The 19,619-nt window shown below is 71.5% G+C and carries 18 protein-coding genes and 2 tRNA genes; 7 read left to right on the top strand and 13 right to left on the bottom strand.

The features are described 5' to 3' along the window. Positions 1 to 14 precede the first annotated feature (14 nt). The 4 genes from ACFO3Q_RS11710 to ACFO3Q_RS11695 are packed head-to-tail and all read right to left on the bottom strand — an operon-like array spanning position 15 to position 3,353. A complete protein-coding gene (locus ACFO3Q_RS11710; RefSeq protein ID WP_377004905.1) occupies positions 15 to 1,454 on the bottom strand; it encodes a C13 family peptidase in 1,440 nt (479 codons plus the stop codon). After that, entirely contained in the window at positions 1,451 to 2,176 is a 726-nt protein-coding gene (mtnC, locus tag ACFO3Q_RS11705; RefSeq protein ID WP_377004904.1) for an acireductone synthase, read from the bottom strand. Before mtnC ends, ACFO3Q_RS11710 begins: the two co-directional genes overlap by 4 nt. Further along, on the bottom strand, positions 2,173 to 2,727 hold the full coding sequence (locus ACFO3Q_RS11700; protein ID WP_377004903.1) for a 1,2-dihydroxy-3-keto-5-methylthiopentene dioxygenase: 555 nt from the start codon (positions 2,725 to 2,727) through the stop codon (positions 2,173 to 2,175). Before ACFO3Q_RS11700 ends, mtnC begins: the two co-directional genes overlap by 4 nt. After that, positions 2,724 to 3,353 carry a methylthioribulose 1-phosphate dehydratase gene (locus ACFO3Q_RS11695; RefSeq protein ID WP_377004902.1) on the bottom strand — a complete coding sequence of 210 codons (630 nt, stop codon included), beginning with the start codon at positions 3,351 to 3,353 and terminating at the stop codon, positions 2,724 to 2,726. The genes ACFO3Q_RS11700 and ACFO3Q_RS11695 overlap by 4 nt, the downstream gene beginning before the upstream one ends. Before the next feature lie 123 nt (positions 3,354 to 3,476). Between ACFO3Q_RS11695 and ACFO3Q_RS11690 the strand changes: the two genes are divergently transcribed. After that, positions 3,477 to 4,952, top strand: coding sequence for a DNA recombination protein RmuC (locus ACFO3Q_RS11690; protein ID WP_377004901.1), 1,476 nt, complete (start codon positions 3,477 to 3,479; stop codon positions 4,950 to 4,952). 281 nt (positions 4,953 to 5,233) lie between these two features. Here ACFO3Q_RS11690 and ACFO3Q_RS11685 read toward each other — a convergent pair whose 3' ends face one another. Further along, a complete protein-coding gene (locus ACFO3Q_RS11685; protein ID WP_377004900.1) occupies positions 5,234 to 6,757 on the bottom strand; it encodes an amino acid permease in 1,524 nt (507 codons plus the stop codon). Positions 6,758 to 6,920: 163 nt separating this feature from the next. Between ACFO3Q_RS11685 and ACFO3Q_RS11680 the strand changes: the two genes are divergently transcribed. Next, the gene (locus tag ACFO3Q_RS11680; protein WP_377004899.1) at positions 6,921 to 7,490 is read left to right on the top strand and encodes an NUDIX hydrolase; all 570 of its coding nucleotides are present in this window, start codon (positions 6,921 to 6,923) and stop codon (positions 7,488 to 7,490) included. A 53-nt stretch (positions 7,491 to 7,543) separates the two neighbouring features. Here ACFO3Q_RS11680 and yeiP read toward each other — a convergent pair whose 3' ends face one another. The 6 genes from yeiP to ACFO3Q_RS11650 all read right to left on the bottom strand — a co-directional run bounded on the left by yeiP (position 7,544) and on the right by ACFO3Q_RS11650 (position 14,098). After that, positions 7,544 to 8,107, bottom strand: a complete 564-nt coding sequence (gene yeiP, locus ACFO3Q_RS11675) for an elongation factor P-like protein YeiP (RefSeq protein ID WP_377004898.1) — start codon at positions 8,105 to 8,107, stop codon at positions 7,544 to 7,546. 33 nt (positions 8,108 to 8,140) lie between these two features. Next, complete coding sequence (locus ACFO3Q_RS11670; RefSeq protein ID WP_377004897.1) at positions 8,141 to 8,911, bottom strand: SDR family NAD(P)-dependent oxidoreductase; 771 nt, start codon at positions 8,909 to 8,911, stop codon at positions 8,141 to 8,143. 197 nt (positions 8,912 to 9,108) lie between these two features. Next, on the bottom strand, positions 9,109 to 9,753 hold the full coding sequence (locus tag ACFO3Q_RS11665; RefSeq protein ID WP_377004896.1) for a GNAT family N-acetyltransferase: 645 nt from the start codon (positions 9,751 to 9,753) through the stop codon (positions 9,109 to 9,111). Positions 9,754 to 9,791: 38 nt separating this feature from the next. Then, the gene (locus ACFO3Q_RS11660; protein WP_377004895.1) at positions 9,792 to 10,694 is read right to left on the bottom strand and encodes a hydroxymethylglutaryl-CoA lyase; all 903 of its coding nucleotides are present in this window, start codon (positions 10,692 to 10,694) and stop codon (positions 9,792 to 9,794) included. A 576-nt stretch (positions 10,695 to 11,270) separates the two neighbouring features. Continuing rightward, positions 11,271 to 13,271 carry an acetyl/propionyl/methylcrotonyl-CoA carboxylase subunit alpha gene (locus tag ACFO3Q_RS11655; protein ID WP_377004894.1) on the bottom strand — a complete coding sequence of 667 codons (2,001 nt, stop codon included), beginning with the start codon at positions 13,269 to 13,271 and terminating at the stop codon, positions 11,271 to 11,273. A 20-nt stretch (positions 13,272 to 13,291) separates the two neighbouring features. Further along, positions 13,292 to 14,098, bottom strand: a complete 807-nt coding sequence (locus ACFO3Q_RS11650) for an enoyl-CoA hydratase-related protein (RefSeq protein ID WP_377004893.1) — start codon at positions 14,096 to 14,098, stop codon at positions 13,292 to 13,294. Positions 14,099 to 14,342: 244 nt separating this feature from the next. Here ACFO3Q_RS11650 and gyrA point away from each other — a divergent pair, with 244 nt between their 5' ends. The 4 genes from gyrA to ACFO3Q_RS11630 all read left to right on the top strand — a co-directional run bounded on the left by gyrA (position 14,343) and on the right by ACFO3Q_RS11630 (position 18,435). After that, positions 14,343 to 16,964 (top strand): DNA gyrase subunit A, encoded by a 2,622-nt coding sequence (gyrA, locus tag ACFO3Q_RS11645; protein WP_377004892.1) that lies wholly within the window; start codon positions 14,343 to 14,345, stop codon positions 16,962 to 16,964. A gap of 137 nt (positions 16,965 to 17,101) precedes the next feature. After that, positions 17,102 to 17,629 (top strand): hemerythrin domain-containing protein, encoded by a 528-nt coding sequence (locus tag ACFO3Q_RS11640; RefSeq protein ID WP_377004891.1) that lies wholly within the window; start codon positions 17,102 to 17,104, stop codon positions 17,627 to 17,629. Between the two features lie 18 nt (positions 17,630 to 17,647). Beyond that, positions 17,648 to 17,986: a hypothetical protein gene (locus ACFO3Q_RS11635; protein ID WP_377004890.1), complete on the top strand. Its 339-nt coding sequence runs from the start codon at positions 17,648 to 17,650 to the stop codon at positions 17,984 to 17,986. Positions 17,987 to 18,234: 248 nt separating this feature from the next. Then, positions 18,235 to 18,435 (top strand): hypothetical protein, encoded by a 201-nt coding sequence (locus ACFO3Q_RS11630; RefSeq protein WP_377004889.1) that lies wholly within the window; start codon positions 18,235 to 18,237, stop codon positions 18,433 to 18,435. Between the two features lie 226 nt (positions 18,436 to 18,661). Here the strand turns inward: ACFO3Q_RS11630 and ACFO3Q_RS11625 are convergent. Together ACFO3Q_RS11625 and arsC are read right to left on the bottom strand one after the other, a co-directional pair. Further along, positions 18,662 to 18,748, bottom strand: a tRNA-Leu gene (locus ACFO3Q_RS11625). 79 nt (positions 18,749 to 18,827) lie between these two features. Continuing rightward, positions 18,828 to 19,187: an arsenate reductase (glutaredoxin) gene (gene arsC / locus ACFO3Q_RS11620; protein WP_377004888.1), complete on the bottom strand. Its 360-nt coding sequence runs from the start codon at positions 19,185 to 19,187 to the stop codon at positions 18,828 to 18,830. A gap of 81 nt (positions 19,188 to 19,268) precedes the next feature. Here arsC and ACFO3Q_RS11615 point away from each other — a divergent pair. Further along, positions 19,269 to 19,343, top strand: a tRNA-Val gene (locus ACFO3Q_RS11615). Positions 19,344 to 19,619 lie beyond the last annotated feature (276 nt).

Here is a 19,619-nt window from a genome sequence, read left to right as displayed (position 1 = left end):
ACCGCCGTCCGCCGTCAGTCGCCGGCGGTGGCCACGGCGGCCTCGTCGGGCAGCGGCACGACGTAGGGCACGGGGGGCGCATCCGGCAACCCCCTCCGCCACGCCTCGAGGTGCGCCTCGATCTCGGCGCCCGCAACGTACTGCGGATGCGAGGCCTCCATGTCCTCGCGGGCCTCCCATTCCGCGATCCGCCCGCGCGCGTGCGCGAAGGCTTCGGCGAAGGAGGTGCTGCGGTTCAGCCCCTCGTACAGGAAGGCGTGGCCGAACCAGGTGATGTCGGACTCGGTGCCGCAGCCGAAGGAGGTGCGGTCGGCACGGGCCGCGGTGACGACCAGGGTGCGGGGATCGGCGAGGGCGTCGATGAAGCCGCCGGAATAGCAGGCCGAGACCACGATCACCCGCCAGCGGATGCCTGCATCGTCCAAGACGGCGCGCAGGTCCGGTGCCGTGATCGGCACCAGCGGCAGCGGGGCCATGTCGATGTGGAAGCGGCCGCCGGGCAGCCCGTGGCTGGTCATGAACAGCAGGAGGATGTCCTCCTCTCGGTCCATCCGCGCCGCCACGCCCTGGACCGCCTGCCGGAGCGCGCCGAGGCTGGCCAGCGGCAGACTGTCCACCGTCTCCGGCGAGTTCACCAGGCGCAGGACGCGCCCCTCGGCGCCGAAGCGGGCGCCCAGGAGCCCCGAAAGGAAGTCCACCTCGTTGCGGAAGACGCGTTCGCGCCCGTCGCCGGCGAGACCGATGGCGTAGAGGTCCGGCCGTCCCGGCGTCTGCGGGCGCAGCGCGGCCAGGGAGGCCTCGATCAGCGCCTGCTGGCGGTAGATGGCGACCTCCGCGTCGAAGGCCGGCGCGCCGGCCGGCTCGCCCTGCGCCTGGTCCTCGTCGAGCGCGTACCAGAAGCCCTCGTTGGGCAACACGAACGACGGCGCGAGCCAGAGCAGGACGAGCACGAGCCAGGCGGCCATCCGCCGCAGGATGTCGGCGCCCGCCGCGGCGTGCGCGACGATGCAGGCGAGGACCAGGAGGTCCAGCGCGACCCCGCTCCAGAACAGCAGCTCGCCATGGCCCGCGAGCGCGTCGATCCTGCCCGCGCCCCACATCAGCAGGATCACCGGCCACTGCGCCACCAGCAGGACCGCGGCGATGGCCAGCGCGCGGGTCGGGCGACCCAGGATCCGCGCCACCAGCCAGCCCGCCAGCAGGGCGGCCAGCGCGTCCAGCGCATGGCCGTGGATCGCGTACGGCAGGAACAGCCGCGGCGCGGGCGTCGCGAGGGTGTCGAGCCCGAAGGCGAGCAGCGCCGCCGCCAGCGCGGCCACGAGCGCGGTGCCGATGCCCGCCTCGGGCAGGCGTCGCCGCGGGCGGCGCAGGATGCCGAGCGACAGCGCCTGCGCGAGCAGGCGTCCGCCGGCGGTTCCGGCGCGGTCCGCGCCGGCGGGCAGCACGGCGCTCACGCGGGGTCGGGCACCGTCACGTTGGGATCGATCTCCGCGAAGCTCTCGACGCGGTGGTGGCCGTGGGTCGCCGTGCCCTCGCGCGGTTCGGGATAGTCCTCGCGACGGTCCACCAGGACGGTCTCCAACCCGGCTTCGCGCGCGGCGTCCAGTTCCTCGACCACGTCGGACAGGAAGGTCACGGTCTCCGTCGGCACGCCCAGCGTCTCGACGATGGCCGCATAGCTCGCCGGCTCGCGCTTTCCGCCGATGGCGGTGTCGAAGTGGTGGCCGAACAGCGCGGACAGGTCGCCTGCCGCGGTGTGCGCGAAGAACAGCCGCTGGGCCTCGACCGAACCGGACGAGTACACGTGCAGCGGATGCCCGGCGGCATGCCACTCGCGCAGCTTGTGCGCCGCATCGTCGTAGACGTGGGCCACGTAGGCGCCGCTGGCGTAGCCCTCGCGCCAGATCAGCCCCTGCAGGGCCTTGAGCGCGGTGTGCTTGCGGTCGTCGTCGATCCAGCCCTGCAGCACCTCGACCAGCACGTTGTCGCTGCACAGGCCGCCGGCGTCCGTCGCCGCCATGTCGAGCCAGCGCCGGACCTCCGGATCCTTGCCGCGGGCGCGCACGAAGGCCGGCAGCGCCTGCCGCGCGTACGGGAACAGCACGTCCTTGACGAAGGCGATCGAGCTGGTCGTGCCCTCGACGTCGGTGAGGATGGTGCGCTTGCCGCCGCTCATCGGGCGCCGCGCTCGTAGCGCGGGAACTTCTGCGCGATGTCGGTACCGGTGAAGTGGCCGACCCAGCCGTCCGGCTCGGTGAAGAAGCGGATCGCCACGAAGGACGGCTCCGGCCCCATGTCGAACCAGTGGCGGGTGCCGTCCGGCACGGCGATCAGGTCGTCCTTGACGCACTCCACCTCGTAGACCTTGCCGTCGACGTGCAGGGTGAACAGGCCGGAGCCGTCGACGAAGAACCGCACCTCGTCCTCCTTGTGGAAGTGCTCGTCGAGGAACTTGCCGCGCATGGCCTCGCGCTGCGGGTTGTCCGGAGCGATGCTGACCACGTCGACGGACTTGAAGCCGTTCTCGGCGACCAGGCGATCGATGTCGGCGCGGTAGGCGGCCAGCACCTCCTCCTGGCTGGCCCCGGCCTTCACCGGCTGCGAGGCCTTCCACTGCTCGAAGCGCACCCCGATCTTCTTCAGCTCCTCCGCCATGACGGCGTGGTCGGAGGTGTCCAGTTCGGGCGTGGCGGGGTTGTCGTTGGCGAAGATGCGAAGACGGCTCATGAGAGTCTCCTCAGGTCGAGCTCGCAGGCGAGCAGGAATTCGAAGGCGTCGAGGTGGCGGCGCGCCTCGGCGATGTCGCGACCCCAGGCATAGAGCCCGTGGCCGTCGATCAGGTAGCCCCACAGCGGGCCGGCGTCGAGCAGCGGCTCGACCTGGGCGGCCAGGACCGTCATGTCCTGGGTGTTGGGCAGCACCGGGATCTCGATCGCCGTCTCGTGGGTGCTGTTGCCGCTGAAGGCCTTGAGCAGTTCGTAGCCCTCGATGCGCAACGCGCCCGCCGAGGCGAACAGCCGCGAGGCGACGGTCTGGGTGCGCGAGTGCGTGTGCAGCACGCAGCCGGCGGCGCCGCGCGCATAGAGCTGGGTGTGCAGGAGGGTCTCGGCCGAGGGCCTGAGCGCGGTGGCGACGGGCGCGCCGGCATGGTCCACCACGAGGAAGTCGTCCTCGGTCAGGCGGCCCTTGTCGCGTCCGGACGCGGTGATGATGGCGTGGCGGTCGTCGAGGCGCAGCGAGAAGTTGCTGCTGGTGGCCGGCGTCCAGCCGAGCGCGGCCAGCTCCGCCGTGGTGGCGATGAGGGCGCGCGCCGCCTCGTCGAAGGCGGCCTTGGAATAGGGGAGGGATGACATGCCGCGCAGTGTACCGGCGCGCCGGTGCGCATGGCGTCGGGACGCGCAATGCTTCGTCCCGGTCGCAGGGGATGAGACGGCCGCGCGTAGACTGTTCTGTCCGGCTCCCGACCCGTTCCCGCCATGCCCGACGTCTCCCTCCTCCTGGTTCTCTGCCTGCTGCTGGGCCTCGCGGTCGCGGTCCTGGCCGCGCTGCAGCTGCGGCGGCGGCCGGCACCGGCCGATCCCGCGCTGCTGGCCCGCCTGGACGCGCTCAAGGGCGATGGCGAGCGGCTGGAGCGCACCCTCCGGGAGGAGCAGCGCCAGGCCCGCGCCGACCTTCAGGGCGAGCTGGCGCGGTTCGAGGGCCAGCTGCAGCGCCAGTTCGAGCAGCTCACCGCCCAGCTGGGCGCGCGACTGGAGGGTTTCGACCAACGGCTGGGACAGTTCACCGAACGCACCGAGGGCGGCCTGGAAGGACTGCGGCAGACCCTCACGCGCGACGCGCAGGCCGGGCGCGCCGAGGCGGCGCAGACCCTGGGGCGCTTCGGCGAGACGCTGCAGACGCGCTTCGACAGGCTGGGCGAGGGCACCGAGCGGCGGCTCGCCGAGGTGCGCGCGACGCTCGAGGCGCGGCTGAAGGACATCCAGCAGGACAATGCCGCCAAGCTGGAGTCGATGCGGCAGACCGTGGACGAGAAGCTGCAGTCCACGCTGGAGGCGCGGCTGGGCGAGTCCTTCCGGGTCGTCTCCGAACAGCTCCGGCAGGTCCACCAGGGCCTCGGCGAGATGCAGGCGCTGGCCACCGGCGTCGGCGACCTCAAGCGCGTGCTGACCAACGTCAAGACCCGCGGCATCTGGGGCGAGGTGCAGCTCGGCAGCGTGCTGGAGCACGTGCTCACGCCGGACCAGTACGCCGCCAACGTGGCGCCGCGACCGGGCTCGGGCGAGCGCGTCGAGTACGCCATCCGGCTCCCGGGGCAGGGCGAGGCCGGCGACGGCGACGCGCCGTGCTGGCTGCCGATCGATGCGAAGTTCCCGCGCGAGGACTACGAGCGCCTGCTCGAGGCCCAGGACGCCGCCAATGCCGAGGCGGTCGCGGCCGCCGCCGCGGCGCTCGAACGGCGCGTGCGCGAGGAGGCCAGGTCCATCGCCGCCAAGTACGTCGAGCCGCCGCACACCACCGACTTCGCCCTGCTGTTCCTGCCCACCGAGGGCCTCTACGCGGAGGTGCTGCGCCGTCCGGGCCTGATCGAGAGCCTCCAGCGCGAGCACCGCGTGGTGGTGGCCGGGCCGACCACGCTGGCGGCCATCCTCAACAGCCTGCGCATGGGCTTCCGCACCCTGGCCATCGAGAAGCGGTCGAGCGAGGTCTGGCAGGTGCTGGGCGCGGTCCGGACCGAGTTCGGCAAGTTCGGCGGCGTGCTCGACAAGGTGAAGAAGCAGCTCGCCGCCGCCACCAACTCCATCGAGAGCGCGGGCGTGCGCACGCGCGCCATCGAGCGCCGGCTGCGCGGCGTGGAGGCGGTGCCGGTCGAGTCCGCCCGGGACCTGCTCGGCGTCGAGGCCCTGGGCGTGGACCCCGACGACGGCGACGAAAGCAGGGACGGGCAAAGCTGACGTGCCGCACGGCTTCGACGACGTCGGCTTCCGCCTGGTCCGCGAACTCGGCCCCGCGGACCTGGAGCGCTTCGAGCGTTGAGGTGGAATTTGGGGCTTAGGGCTTAGGGCTTAGGGCTTAGGGCGCAGCACAGCGTGCCCCCATGTCCTGTGCCCCCGTGCCCCGTGCCCGTCGCGCCGGTGCAGGCGCGGAAGGCGCAATCGCTTTCCTGGTCGCTCCCGGTCCGAAAACGACGACGGCGCGGATGTCCGCGCCGTCGTCGTGTCCATTCCCCGCGGGATCAGCCCACGTCGCGGGACGTCCGCCCGGCCAGGCGCAGCTTGCTGCGCTTGTAGCCGTAGGAGAAGTAGATGGCGAAGCCGATCAGGGTCCAGCAGACCAGCACGATCCAGTTGAGCATCGGCATGATCGCGACCAGGCCCAGGCAGGCCGCCACGCCGAGGCTGCCCACGACATACACCGCCGGCACGCGGAACGGACGGTGCAGGTTCGGCTGGGTGCGGCGCAGCACCATCACGCCGAAGCAGACGGTGGCGAAGGCGACCAGGGTGCCCATCGACACCACGTCGCCGAGCAGCTGGATCGGCAGCACGCCGGCCATGATCGCGGCGACGATGGCGACCAGCACGGTGCCCTTGTGCGGGGTCTGAAACTTGGCGTGCACGGCCGCGAAGAACTTCGGCAGCAGGCCGTCCTTCGCCATCGAGTAGAAGATGCGCGGCTGGCCCATCAGCATGACCAGGATCACCGTGGTGAGGCCGGCGATGGCGCCGAGCTCCACGAAGGTCTTGAGCCAGGCGAGGCTGGGGTACATCTCCAACGCGGTCGCCACCGGCTTGGCCGTGCCGAGGGCGGTGTAGGGCACCAGGCCGGTCAGGATCGCGGCCACGGCGATGTAGAGCAGGGTGCACAGCGCCAGCGAGCCGAGGATGCCGATGGGCATGTCGCGCTGCGGGTTCTTGACCTCCTGCGCCGCGGTCGAGACCGCGTCGAAGCCGATGTAGGCGAAGAACACGATGGAGGCGCCGCGGAGGACGCCCTCCCAGCCGAAGCGGTCGCCGCCCTGGTTCTCCGGGATGAACGGCAGCCAGTTCTCGGCGTTCACGTAGAACGCGCCGAAGGCGATCAGAAGCAGGATCACCAGGACCTTGATGGACACCACGATGGCGTTGACCGAGGCCGACTGGCGGATGCCGACGTAGCACAGCGCGCCGACCGCACCGACGATCAGCACCGCCGGCAGGTTGAACAGGGCGCCGGTGGTGACGAAGCTGCCGAACTCGCACAGGCCCGCCGAGGCGTCCTCGTGCGTGCAGAAGTCGATGGGCGCCTGCGTGAGCGCCGCTGGCAGGTGGACGCCGAAACTCTCCAGAAAGCTGACGGTGTAGCCCGACCAGCCGACCGCGACCGTCGAGGCCGCGAACAGGTACTCCAGCACCAGGCTCCAGCCCACGAACCAGGCCAGCGCCTCGCCGAGCGTCGCGTAGGTGTAGCTGTAGGCGGAGCCCGAGGCCGGGATCATCGCGGCGAACTCGGCGTAGCACAGGCCCGCCATGGCGCAGGCGAAGGCCGCGATCACGAAGCTCAGCATGATGGCTGGGCCCGCGTGGTTGGCGGCGGCGGTGCCGGTGATGACGAAGATGCCCGCGCCGATCACCGCCCCGAGGCCCAGCATGACCAGGTGCTTGGCGCCGAGGGTGCGCTTGAGCGCGACCTCGCCGTGCAGGCTGCCTTCGACAGGCTCGCCGGCGTCGACGTGCGGCTGCGCCTCGATCGGCTTGGTGATGAGAAGGTTCTTGAACATCGGGCTCCCCGGCTGGCGTGACGACCGCGCTGGCAGTGCAGCGTGAAAGTTGCGTTAGGCAACCGGCCGACCTTAGCCCAAGCGTGGAAACGGTCACAAGGCCGTAAGGTGCGGTACACGGCTGTATGCTGCGCTGCGTCGTTCCTGCCGCACCTGCCTCCCGATGTCTCCACAGCACCTGCCGCTCGCCGCCGCGCTCGCCGAGTACGCGCGCCGCCATCCCGAAGAACGCTTGCAGGTCGAGGACTTCCGGCGTTTCCTTGCGTCGTCCGCCGAGGTCTTCAGGCGCGAACATGCGGTCGGCCACTTCACCGGATCCGCCTGGGTGGTGAGCGCCGACGGCGCCCGCGTGCTGCTCATGCACCATCGCAAGCTGGGCCGCTGGCTCCAGCTCGGGGGACATGCCGACGGCGATCCGGATCTCGAGCGCGTGGCGCTGCGCGAGGCGGAGGAGGAATCCGGCCTGGACGGCCTGCGCCTGGAGGGACCGATCCTCGACATCGACCGCCACCGCATCCCGGCCCGCGGCGACGAACCCGAGCACTGGCACTACGACGTGCGCTACGTGGTGCGCGCGACCGCCGGCGAGGCATGCGAGGCGAACGCGGAGTCGCTGGCGCTGGCGTGGCGCCCGGTGGAAGCGCTCGCCGCCGACCCGGGCGCGGATGCGTCGATCCGGCGCATGGCGCAGAAGTTCCTCGCGCGCGTTCGAGGAGAGAACGAAGAGGAGTGAGAAACGAGTGCAGCGCCGCGACGCGTCCCCTCGTTGCCCACTCCTCGCGCTCCTCAGGCGCGACCCGCGAACTCGCCGGTCGTGGTGTTGACCAGGATGGTCTCGCCGTTGGTGATGTACTCGGGAACCATGATCTCGATGCCCGTGGAGAGGGTCGCCGGCTTCGGCCGCTTGGTCGCGGTGCCGCCCTTCAGTTCCGGCGGGGTGTCGGTCACCTGCAGCGCGACGGTCTGCGGCAGCTGCAGGGCGACCGGCGTGTCGTCGATGATCTGCACGTAGCAGCCTTCGAGGCCGTCGGTGATGTAGCCGGCGTCCTCGCCCACCGCGTCGGCGTCCAGCTGGTAGGGCGTGTAGTCCTCCGCGTCGAGGAAGACGAAGGCATCGCCGTCCTTGTAGGAGAAGTTGGCCTGACGACGGCTCAGCTCGATCTCCCGGAGCTCGTCCTCGGCGCGCAGGCTCAGGTCCAGCTTGGTGCCGCCGGGCACGCTGTAGAGGGTGAAGCGGAAGGTCACGTTGCCGCCGCGGCCCTGCGGGCTGCTGCGCTCGATGTCGCGGACCTGGTAGACGCCGCCGTTGTGCTCGACGACGTTGCCCTTCTTGATCTCGGAGGCTTTCATGGGTGCGGGGATCCGGTGCTTCGGCTGGGTCGGTTACTTGGGCTGGAGGCGCACGGCGCCGTCGAGGCGGATGGTCTCGCCGTTGAGGTAGCCGTTGGCGAGGATGAAGGCCACCGTCCGCGCGAACTCCTCCGGACGGCCCAGGCGCGCAGGGAACGGAATGGAGGCGGCCAGCGCGGTCTGCACGTTCTCGGGCATGCCGTCGACCATCGGCGTCCAGAAGATGCCCGGGGCCACGGTCATGACGCGCACCCCGAAGCGCGCGAACTCGCGCGCCATCGGCAGGGTCATGCCGACGATGCCGGCCTTGGACGCGGAGTAGGCCGCCTGGCCGATCTGGCCCTCGAAGGCCGCCACGCTCGCGGTGTTGACGACCACGCCGCGCTCGCCGTCGACGCCGGGCTCGTTGTGCTGGAAGTGCTCGGCGCAGGCCTTGGCGACGTTGAAGCTGCCGACCAGGTTGACCATCACCGTGGTGCTGAAGGTGGACAGCGGCATCGCGCCCTCGCGTCCGAGGACGCGGCCGGCGCCGATGATGCCGGCGCAGTTGACGCAGGCGTTGAGCCCGCCGAGGAAGTCCTTGGCGGCGGCGACGTTCGAGGCCACGCCGGCCTCGTCGGTGACGTCGGTCGCGAAGAAGCGCGCCTTGTCGGCACCGAGCGCCTCGACCGCGGCCGCGCCCTTCTCGGCGTTCACGTCGAACAGCGCCACGCGTCCGCCCTGGGCGACGAGGTGCTCGGCGGTGGCGAGACCGAGGCCGGAGACGCCTCCGGTGATGACGGCACGGACGGCTTCGAGCTGCATGGGCGGTTCCTGTCGGACGGTGGGGCGCGGATTCTACCGTCCGCGTGCGCCACGGGGGCCGGGCGGTGCAGCCGATCATGGGCGACGACGACCGATAGGCGGCGTCCGCCTCCGTGGGAGCGGCTTCAGCCGCGATCCGACGGCCCTTCATACGGAAGGCTGGTCGCGGCTGAAGCCGCTCCTGCACCGGCGCCCGGTTACCGGGAGGCGAGCGCGGCGAGCAGTTCGGGGGTGTCCATCAGCGCCGCGAAGGGCCGCACCGGCGACGGCGGGTCGCTCTGCGCGCGCAGGGTCTTCTGCCATACGCCCACGTCGTGCCAGCGCCCGAGCTTGTAGCCGCAGGCCCGCCAGACGCCCGCAGCGGCGAAACCCATCGATTCGTGCAGCGCGACGCTGCCGGGGCCGGGAAGGGTGATCACCCCCACCGCCTCGGTGATGCCCTGCAATGCGAGCGCGTCGAACAGCGCCGCGTAGAGGCGCCGCGCGACGCCGCGGCGGCGCGCGTCCGGGTGGGTGTAGACGGAGGTCTCCGCGATCCAGTCGTAGGCGGCGCGCTCGCGGAAGCGCGAGGCGTAGGCGTAGCCGAGGACGCGACCGTCCTCCTCCAGAACGAGCCAGGGATGCGTCGCCAGTCGCCCGAGCATGCGCGCGCGCATCGCGGCCACGTCCGGCACCTCGGTCTCGAAGGTGAGGGCGGAATCGAGGACGCAGGGCGCGTAGATCGCCTGCACCGCCTCCGCGTCGCCCGCCTGCGCGACGCGGATGGTGCCGTGGCGGAGCAGCGGCGCGGCGTCGCCCGCGGCGTCGGCCGGCGCGCCCGGAGGCGGAAGGGTGTCGGACATGGGAAGTTCCGCGGGGAAGCCCATTGCGGGCGGACGGCTCAGCCGGCGGTGCCCGAGCGTCCGGCACGACCGACCTTGCTGCCATTCTCCCGCCCCAGCAGGGCGGAGAGCCAGCGCCCGGTGTCGATGAGGCCGTCGAGGTCCACGCCCGTGGCCATGCCCAGTCCGTCGAGCATGAAGACCACGTCCTCGGTCGCGACGTTGCCGCTGGCGCCCGTGGCGTAGGGGCAGCCGCCGGTGCCCGCCACCGCCGCATCCACGACGCGGACGCCCTCCTCGAGGCAGGCGAGGATGTTCGCCAGCGCCTGGCCGCGGGTGTCGTGGAAATGCACCGCCAGTGCCGGCATCGGCACGGCCGCGGCCACCGCACGCAGCATCTCGCGCGCCCTGCGCGGGGTGCCGATGCCGATGGTGTCGCCCAGCGAGACCTCGTAGCAGCCCATGGCATGCAGGCGCTCGGCCACGCGCACCACGTCGGCCACCGGCACCTCGCCCTGGTAGGGGCAGCCGAGCACGGTCGAGACGTAGCCCCGCACGCGCACGCCGTCGGCACGCGCGCGTTCCAGCACCGGCGCGAAGCGTTCGAGCGAGGCGTCGACGCTGGCATTGATGTTGCGCTGGTTGAAGGCCTCGGATGCCGCGGTGAACACCGCGACCTCCTCCACGCCGACCGCGCGCGCGCGGTCGTAGCCGGTCTCGTTCGGCACCAGGACCGGGTAGCGCACGCCCGGGCGCCGCGCGATGCCCGAATAGACCTCGGCGGCGTCGGCGAGCTGCGGCACCCACCTGGGGCTGACGAAGCTGGTCGCCTCGATGCTGCGCAGGCCGGTCGCCGAGAGGCGGTCGATCAGGGCGATCTTGTCGGCGGCGGGAACGATGGTCTTCTCGTTCTGCAGGCCGTCGCGCGGGCCGACCTCGACGATGCGGACGGAATCGTTCATGGCTGTGCTCCGGGGATGGATGTCGTGGTCGGGTCCGCGCGCTGCAGGACGATCGCGTCGCGGCGGGCATCGGCGGAAGCGACGCCAGCACCGTGTCGATGTCGCCGTCCGCATCGAGCGCCACCGTCCACGGACCGAGGCGCGCGCCTGCGAGCGTGCCGGCGGCGAGAGCGTCCGTCAGGCCCTGCGCGTCCAGCTCCTCGACGACCAGCGCGCCGTCCCGGAGGGCGTAAGGGTGCAGCAGCATCCGCGTCGCGCCGAGCCTCTCCACGGTCCGTGGATCGTCCAGCAGGCGCGCGGCATCCGCCGCCGTCAGCGCGAAGTAGCGTGCGTCCCCGACCCGCAGGGTGCGCAGCGTCGCGTGGACCGCGTCGCGTCCGTTCGGCAGCGCGATCCTGCAGTCGGCGTCGACGGTGACGATGGCGTTCTCGCTCCCGCCGATGACCCGCGAGAGCGCGCCGGACCGCCAGGCTCCCACCAGGTCCGCATCGCAGCCGAGTCGCCCGGCCGGCACCTCGAGGGCGATGCAGCCCGAGAGCAGGGCGGCAAGGCATACGGGCGGGAGGGCGCGCGGGATCACTGCGCGTCCAGACGGACGAGCACGGCGTCGGCATCGACGAAGTCGCCTGCGGCGCCGCGCACCTCGGCGACGACGCCGGCGCGGGGCGCCTTCAGGCTCAACTCCATCTTCATGGCCTCGATGACCATGACCTCCTGACCCGCCTCGACGGCATCGCCGGGCGCGCACTTCACCACCACGACCCGACCCGGCATCGGCGCGAGCACGCTGTCGGCACCCGCACCGCCGGCGGCGGAAGCCTGCTGGTGGAGCGGCACCGCCTCCACGCGCAACCGCCGGCGTCCGTCGTGCACCAGCAGTTGCCGCCCGCCGTCGGCGACCCGGAAGCGGCGGCCGACCGCGTCGATCCGCAGGCTGAGGACCTCGTCCTCCAGGCGCGCGCCGTCCACCTGCGCCACCTCGTCGTCGAGTTCGATGCGGTAGCTGCCGCCGCTGCCCTGCGCGTACAGGTCGACGCGCGCGTCGCGGTGCAGGAAGGCCAGCGCGCGGCCGCCGCGATGGCCCAGCCGCCAGCCGTCGCCGAGCGCCCAGGGCGAGTCCGGTTCGCCGGCGGCGAGGGCATCGCGCCGCGCCGCGCGCTCCTGATCGATGAGACGCGCGACCGCGGCGGCGACCAGCAGCTCCCGATCGGCATCCCCGGCCGTCGAGACGAAGGCGTCCAGGTGGCGGTCGAGGAAGCCGGTGTCGATGGTGCCCCCGACGACCGCCGGGTGCCGGACCAGCCGTTCGAGGAACTCGACGTTGGACTTGGGACCGGCGATCTCGCAGGCCGCCAGCGCCTCGCGCAGGCGCGCCAGCGCGCGCGGGCGATCGGCGTCGTGGACGATCAGCTTGGCGATCATCGGGTCGTAGAAGATGGTCACCGTGTCGCCCTCGACCACGCCGGCATCGATGCGCACGTGGGCGTCCGGTGCGGGCAGGCGCAGGCGGTCGAGGCGCCCGGAGCCGGGCAGGAAACCGGCGTCGGGATCCTCGGCGTACAGGCGCACCTCGATGGCGTGGCCGCGCTGCGTCACCGCGTCCTGCGGCAGGGGCAGGGCCTCGCCCGCGGCGACCCGGAGCTGCCACTCGACGAGGTCGAGCCCGGTCACCATCTCCGTCACCGGGTGCTCGACCTGCAGGCGGGTGTTGATCTCCATGAAGTAGAAGCCGCCGTCCTGGCCGACGATGAACTCGACGGTACCGGCGTTCACGTAGTCGATCGCGCGGCCGGCGAGCACCGCGGCCGCGCCCATGGCCTCGCGCAAGGCGGGCGTCAGGAAGGGCGAGGGCGACTCCTCCAGCACCTTCTGGTAGCGGCGCTGGGCCGAGCACTCGCGCTCCGCGAGGTGAATCACCCCGCCGTGGGCGTCGCCGAAGATCTGGATCTCGATGTGCCGCGGCTGCTCGACGTAGCGCTCCAGCAGCACGCGGTCGCGCCCGAAGGCGTTCCGCGCCTCGCGCTGGCAGCTCTCCAGGGCGGCGGCGAAGTCCTCCGCCGCGCGCACGATGCGCATGCCCTTGCCGCCGCCGCCGTGCGCGGCCTTGATCATCAGCGGATAGCCGATGGCGTCGGCCTCGGCGCGGAGGCGCCCGGGGTCCTGGTCCTCGCCGGTGTAGCCCGGCACGACCGGGACGCCCGCGGCCTGCATCAGCTCCTTGGCGCCCGCCTTGCTGCCCATCTTCCGCATGGAGGCGGCGCGGGGGCCGACGAAGACCAGCCCGGCGGCCTCGACCGCCTCGGCGAAGTCGGCGTTCTCGGACAGGAAGCCGTAGCCGGGATGGATGGCCTGGGCGCCGCTGGCGCGGGCGACCTCGAGGATGGCGTCGCCGCGCAGGTAGCTGTCGGCCGGACGCGGGCCGCCGATGCAGTGCGCCTCGTCGGCCTGGCGCACGTGCTGGGCGTCGGCGTCGGCCTCGGAGTAGACCGCCACGGTGCGGATGCCGAGCCGGCGGCAGGTGCGGATCACGCGGCAGGCGATCTCGCCGCGGTTCGCGATGAGGAGGGTGTCGAACATGCGGGCTCCGCGTTCGGTGGTCACGGGGTCGGGGTCCAGGCAGGGGCGCGCTTGTCGAGGAAGGCGGCCAGGCCCTCCTGGCCCTCGGGCGAGACGCGCAGGCGGGCGATCAGCGCCGCGTTCGCGGCATCCATCCCCGGCGCGGCCGGACCGGCGGCGACGCGTGCGACGAGGCGCTTGGCCTCGGCGACCGCCAGCGGCCCCGCCTTGGCGAGCAGCGCGCACTGGCGGGCGACCGCGGCGTCGAGCGCGTCCGGCTCGACCACCTGGTGCAGGAGGCCGATCCGATGGGCCTCCGCCGCGTCGAAGACCTCGGCGGTCTGGAACCAGCGGCGGGCCTGGCGTGCACCGATGGCCGCCACGACGAAGGGCGAGATCGCGGCCGGGACGAGCCCGAGCCGTGTCTCGGTCAGGCCGAACTTCGCCTCCGGCACGCCGATCGCGATGTCGCAGCAGGCGACGAGGCCGACGCCGCCACCGAAGGCGGCGCCGTGGACGCGCGCGATGGTCGGCTTGGAGAGCGCATCCAGGCTGCGCATCAGCCGCGCGAGGCCCTCAGCGTCGCTGCGGTTCTCCTCCTCGGAGGCCACGGCCATGCGCCGCATCCAGTTGAGGTCGGCACCGGCCGAGAACGAGGGGCCGTCGCCGGCGAGCACCACCGCGCGGACGTCCGGATCGGCATCGAGCGCGGAGAGGGCCGCCGTCAGCGCCGCGATCAGGGCGTCGTCGAAGGCGTTGTGCAGGGCGGGGCGGGCGAGGACGAGGCGGGCGACGGCGCCGTCGCGCTCGATGCGCAGGCCGTCGGTTCCGGAGAGGGCGTCGGTCATGGGGAGGGCGGCGATGGTCAGCCCTCGATGGTAGAGCGTGCGCCCTCCGAGGTCGCGCACCGGACGTACTGCGGCGCAGCATCCGCGCGCCGCGGAGCCCGCTCCGGCGCGGCTCCGCGACCGGGCGGGAGGGCCCGGCGTGCTACAATCGCGCGCTTTGCACGTCGACGCGCCGGCCTTTCCGGAAGGCGCGTCTTCCACCCGCATGGGGAGCAGGCAAGTGCCTGCGCAACAACGGATTTCTATGGTCGAGCACGCGAAGGAAATCATTCCGGTCAACATCGAGGACGAGATGCGCCGGAGCTACCTCGATTACGCCATGAGCGTGATCGTGGGCCGCGCCCTCCCGGATGTTCGTGATGGCCTCAAGCCCGTCCATCGCCGCGTCCTGTACGCGATGAACGAGCTCGGCGCGCACAGCAACAAGCCCTACTACAAGTCGGCGCGCATCGTCGGCGACGTCATCGGTAAGTACCACCCGCACGGCGACGCGTCGGTGTACGACACGCTGGTGCGCATGGCGCAGCCGTTCTCGCTGCGCTACATGCTGGTGGACGGCCAGGGCAACTTCGGCTCGGTCGACGGCGACTCCGCCGCGGCGATGCGCTACACCGAGGCGCGCATGTCGCGGCTCACGCACGAGCTGCTCGCCGACATCGACAAGGAAACCGTCGACTTCCAGCCCAACTACGACGAGAAGGAGCTCGAGCCGAGCGTCCTGCCCTCGCGGGCGCCGAACCTGCTGATCAACGGTTCCGCGGGCATCGCGGTCGGCATGGCGACGAACATTCCGCCGCACAACCTCTCCGAGGTGATCGACGCCACCCTCGCGCTGATCCGCGACCCCGAGCTGTCGATCGACGACCTGATCCAGTACATCCCGGGCCCCGACTTCCCGACCGCGGGCATCATCAACGGCACCTCTGGCGTCCACCTGGCCTACCAGACCGGCCGTGGCCGCGTGCGCATGCGCGCCCGCGCCGAGATCGAGGTGGACGAGAAGACCGGCCGCGAGGCGATCGCGGTCACCGAGATCCCCTACCAGGTCAACAAGGCGCGGCTGATCGAGAAGATCGCCGAGCTGGTCAAGGAAAAGCGGATCGAGGGCATCTCGGAGCTGCGCGACGAGTCCGACAAGGACGGCATGCGCATCTACATCGAGGTCAAGCGCGGCGAGTCGGCCGAGGTCGTGCTGAACAACCTCTACGCGCAGACCCCGATGGAGTCCGTGTTCGGCATCAACATGGTGGCGCTGGTCGACGGCCGCCCGCAGTTGCTGAACCTCAAGCAGATCATCGAGGCCTTCATACGCCACCGCCGCGAGGTGGTGACCCGCCGCACCATCTTCGAGCTGCGCAAGGCCCGCGCCCGCGCCCACATCCTCGAGGGGCTGACGGTCGCGCTCGCCAACATCGATGAGATGATCGAGCTGATCAAGACCTCGTCGAACCCGCAGGAGGCGCGCGAGCGCATGCTGGCGCGGCGCTGGGAGCCGGGCATGGTGCGCAGCCTGCTCGACGCCGCCGGCGCCGACGCGTCCAAGCCGGAAGACCTGCCGGCGGGCGTGGGCCTGCTGGAGGGCGGCTACCAGCTCACCGAGGTCCAGGCCAAGGAGATCCTGGAGATGCGCCTGCACCGCCTCACGGGGCTGGAGCAGGAACGGCTCACCGACGAGTACCGCCAGCTGCTGGAGACCATCCGCGGCCTGATCGAGATCCTCGAGAACCCCGAGCGCCTGCTCGAGGTCATCTGCGAGGAGCTGGAGAACCTCAAGGCCGAGTTCGGCGACGCGCGCCGCACCGAGATCCGCCCGGCCGAGGAGGATCTCGACATGCTCGACCTCATCGCGCCCGAGGACGTGGTGGTCACGCTCTCGCACGCCGGCTACGCCAAGCGCCAACCGGTCAGCGCTTACCGCGCGCAGAAGCGCGGCGGCCGCGGCCGCGCGGCGGCGGCGACCAAGGAAGAGGACTTCATCGACCGCCTGTGGCTGGTCAACACCCACGACACGCTGCTGACCTTCACCAGCACCGGCCGGGTGTTCTGGCTCAAGGTCTACCAGATCCCGGAGGCCGGCCCGAACGCGCGCGGGCGGCCGATCATCAACTGGATCCCGCTCGCCGAGGGCGAGCAGGTGCAGGCCGTGCTCCCGGTGCGCGAGTACCGCGAGGACTGCTTCGTGTTCTTCGCCACGGCCAACGGCACCGTCAAGAAGACCCCGTTGACCGAGTACGCCTACCAGCTGCAGCGCGGCAAGATCGCGATCAACCTGGAAGAGGGCGATGCGCTGGTCGATGCCCAGCTCACCGACGGCACCCGCGACGTGATGCTGTTCGCCTCGAACGGCAAGGCGGTGCGCTTCTCCGAGGACGGCGTGCGCCCGATGGGCCGCACCGCGACCGGCGTGCGCGGCATGAAGCTCGTGCCGGGCGAGACGGTCCGCAGCCTGATCGTGCTCGACGGCAACGGCGACATCCTCACCGCGACCGAGAACGGCTACGGCAAGCGCACCTCGGAATCCGAGTACCCGCGCAAGGGCCGTGGCACCCAGGGCGTCATCGCCATCCAGACGACGGCCCGCAACGGCCAGCTCGTCGGGGCCATCCAGCTCACCCAGGAGCACGAGATCCTGCTGATCTCCGACGGCGGCACCCTGGTCCGCACCCGCGCCTCCGAGGTCTCGCACGTCGGCCGCAACGCGCAGGGCGTCACCCTCATCCGCCTCGGCGAGAACGAGCGCCTGCAGGCGGTGGAGCGCGTCAACGCACTGCCGACCGACCTCGAGGACGAGGCGGTGGCGGCGGGCGAGGATGCGCCGGTGGGCACCGAGCCGCCGGCGGCGGATCCGGAGCCCGCGGACACCTGAGCCCGCATCCCGGTACCGACACGACGACAGGCCGCCTCCGGGCGGCCTGTCCCGTGATGGCGGGTGCCCCGCCGGGCACGGCCCATTCACGGCGGCGCTGGGAAGGTGCGGCATCCCCGAGCCAGAGCCACGCAGCCATGGGCGACATCCTCGACACCCTGAAGTCCGACCACCGCGACCTCCTCGCGCTCCTCTCGGAGATCTGCAGCACCGAGGACCGGGAGAAGGACCGCCGCAAGGATCTCCTCCGCCGGATCGAAGCCCACCTGGTCCCGCACGCGAAGTGGGAGGAGATCGTCTTCTATCCCGCCTTCGCCGAACGCGCCTCCCACGAGGAGCTGCTGCTGTACGCCGAGGCCCTGCAGGAGCACCGGGCGGTGGAGATGGCCGTCCTGCCCGACATCAAGGCGATCGACATCGACTCGCGCCAGTTCGCCGGCTCCGTCAACGTCCTGCGCGAACTGCTGAGCCACCACATCGAGGAGGAGGAGAACGACTTCTTCCAGGCCTTCGAGCGTCACTTCTCGCCCGACGAGCGCGCCGACCTCGACCGCCAGTACGCCGAATGGAAGGACTCCGCCGCCTCCAGCGCGATCCTCGGCTATGCCAAGGTCAAGTCGAACATCGCCTCGGTGATGCGCTTCCCCGGCGGCGCCCAGGGCTGAGCGGCGCGGGCGCCACCCGTGACTGCGCCTGCACGTCCGATCGCGGCTAATGCGCAGCAGACGCCGGAGCAGCTCCGGCTGCCGGAGACCATGATGCTGACGAAGTACCAGACCGCCTTCTGCGCATTGCTGCAGGCGGTCGACGAGGGCGAAGCGCTGCCCCGCAGCGTGCTCGACGTCCTCGAACGCGGCACGCCGCTGATCGAGCGGGCAGGGGACCGCGTCCACCTCAATGCCGAAGGCGAGCAGGCGCTCCGCCACGTCCGCCGCGAGATCGCCCGCGAACTCACCCGCCCCGAAACCCTGGGCCCCGCCGTGGTGCCACCGGCCCGGCCCCTGCTGCGCCGCATCGGCTGAACGCCCGGGCAGGGCCCGGTGCGGCTTCGTTCTTCGACCCGGGTGCCCGCTGCGCGCGCGCCTTCGCGACCGCCGCGAGCGGCGTGGTGTCGCGTCTGCGACGCCGGTCACGGAATGCTGCGGCGCGCTGCTCCTAGCTTCGAACCGCCGCATGGAGCGGCACCCGGTGCAATGCCGGTCCGAGATGTCCCTCGCCCGCTTCAGGCCCGCGATCGCCGCGCCTGCGGCCGGCAGCTCAGGAGATCCGTATGTCCAGGAAGATGAAAGTAGCTCTGTTCGGCCTCGTCGTCGCCTTCGGTGCCGGCGCCGCAAGCGCGACGTCGAGTTCGTGCCGCGAGTGCGAAATGCAGCGCATCGCGTGCGAGGCATCCAGCACCAGCGAGAACATCCACCTCTGCTGGCTCGAGTACACGGCATGCATGCAGAGTAACGGCTGCATCATTCCGTAACCTCGTCAGGGGCGGCAACGCCGCCCCTACCCGGATCGGTCACTGTCCGTAAACCGAACAGATCAGAATGGACCTCGCGGGCTTCTGGATGAGCCGCCACTGCCACGGATGAGCAACGCCCAGCATGACATCCGGTCAGAGCTGCCGTGCGGCAAGCTGCTCGCCAAACGGTCGATCCCGAGGCTCCCGGTCACGCGATCCTGCATCGTCAGCAGGAAGTGCGCCTTGGTGCCCGGAGCCGGACTCGAACCGGCATGACCTTGCGGCCGGAAGATTTTAAGTCTCCTGCGTCTACCGATTTCGCCATCCGGGCGGATGTCGCGGTGGCGAGAGGATAGCGCCTGCGGCATCCGGAGCGGCGTTCTCCGCGGCCGGATGCACGACGGCAGGCTTCAGTCGAGCAGTTCCGCCACGCGTTCCGGCGGGCGGGCGACCACGGCGCGCTCACCGCGGACGAGGATGGGACGCTCGATGAGGCGCGGGTGCGCCGCCATCGCTTCGAGCAGCTCGGCGCGGGTGCGCTCCGGTGCTGTGAGCGCGAGCTCGGCGTACTCGGCTTCGCCGCGGCGCATGAGCGCACGCGGATCGTCGAGGCCGAGGCGGCCCAGGAGCCGCTCGAGTTCGGCCGCAGTCGGCGGCGTCTCCAGATAGCGGACGATCCGGGGGGCGAGGCCGCGCGCCTGCAGGAGGTCGAGTGCGGCGCGGGACTTGGAGCAGCGCGGGTTGTGGTAAAGGATGAGGTCGTCGGACATCCCGCAAGTCTAGGCGATGCGCAGGTGCGGCGAATCGCTTGACCCTCGGACCATGCGGCGCTTAAGATGCGCGCCCTCTTGGGGCGGTTAGCTCAGCGGTAGAGCATTGCCTTCACACGGCAAGGGTCACAAGTTCGAACCTTGTACCGCCCACCACGAGACTCCGCGCTGGCTTCCGGCGTCGACGAAAGGGCCGCCCGCAAGGGCGGCCTTTTTTCGTTCCGGCGGGCAGGCAACGGCCTGCGCGGCGCGCCTCGGTCCCTCCGCATGCGGCCGCCCGATCCCGCACCCTTGCCGCCAATCCATCGGCGGTGCGGCCCGGTCATGCCGGGCGGGCTCCCCGCTCCTTTTCCCGACCAGGCTGACGACCGCGCTAGGGCGAATCGACATTCATTCCAGCCACATCGGAATCGATGCGAGGTAGAGGAAGGC

The organism is Coralloluteibacterium thermophilum (genome assembly GCF_042654365.1).
GTDB classification, from domain to species: Bacteria; Pseudomonadota; Gammaproteobacteria; order Xanthomonadales; family Xanthomonadaceae; genus Coralloluteibacterium; species Coralloluteibacterium thermophilum.
The sequence above is the reverse complement of the archived record's forward strand: the minus strand, read 5'-3'. Positions and strand labels throughout refer to the sequence as shown.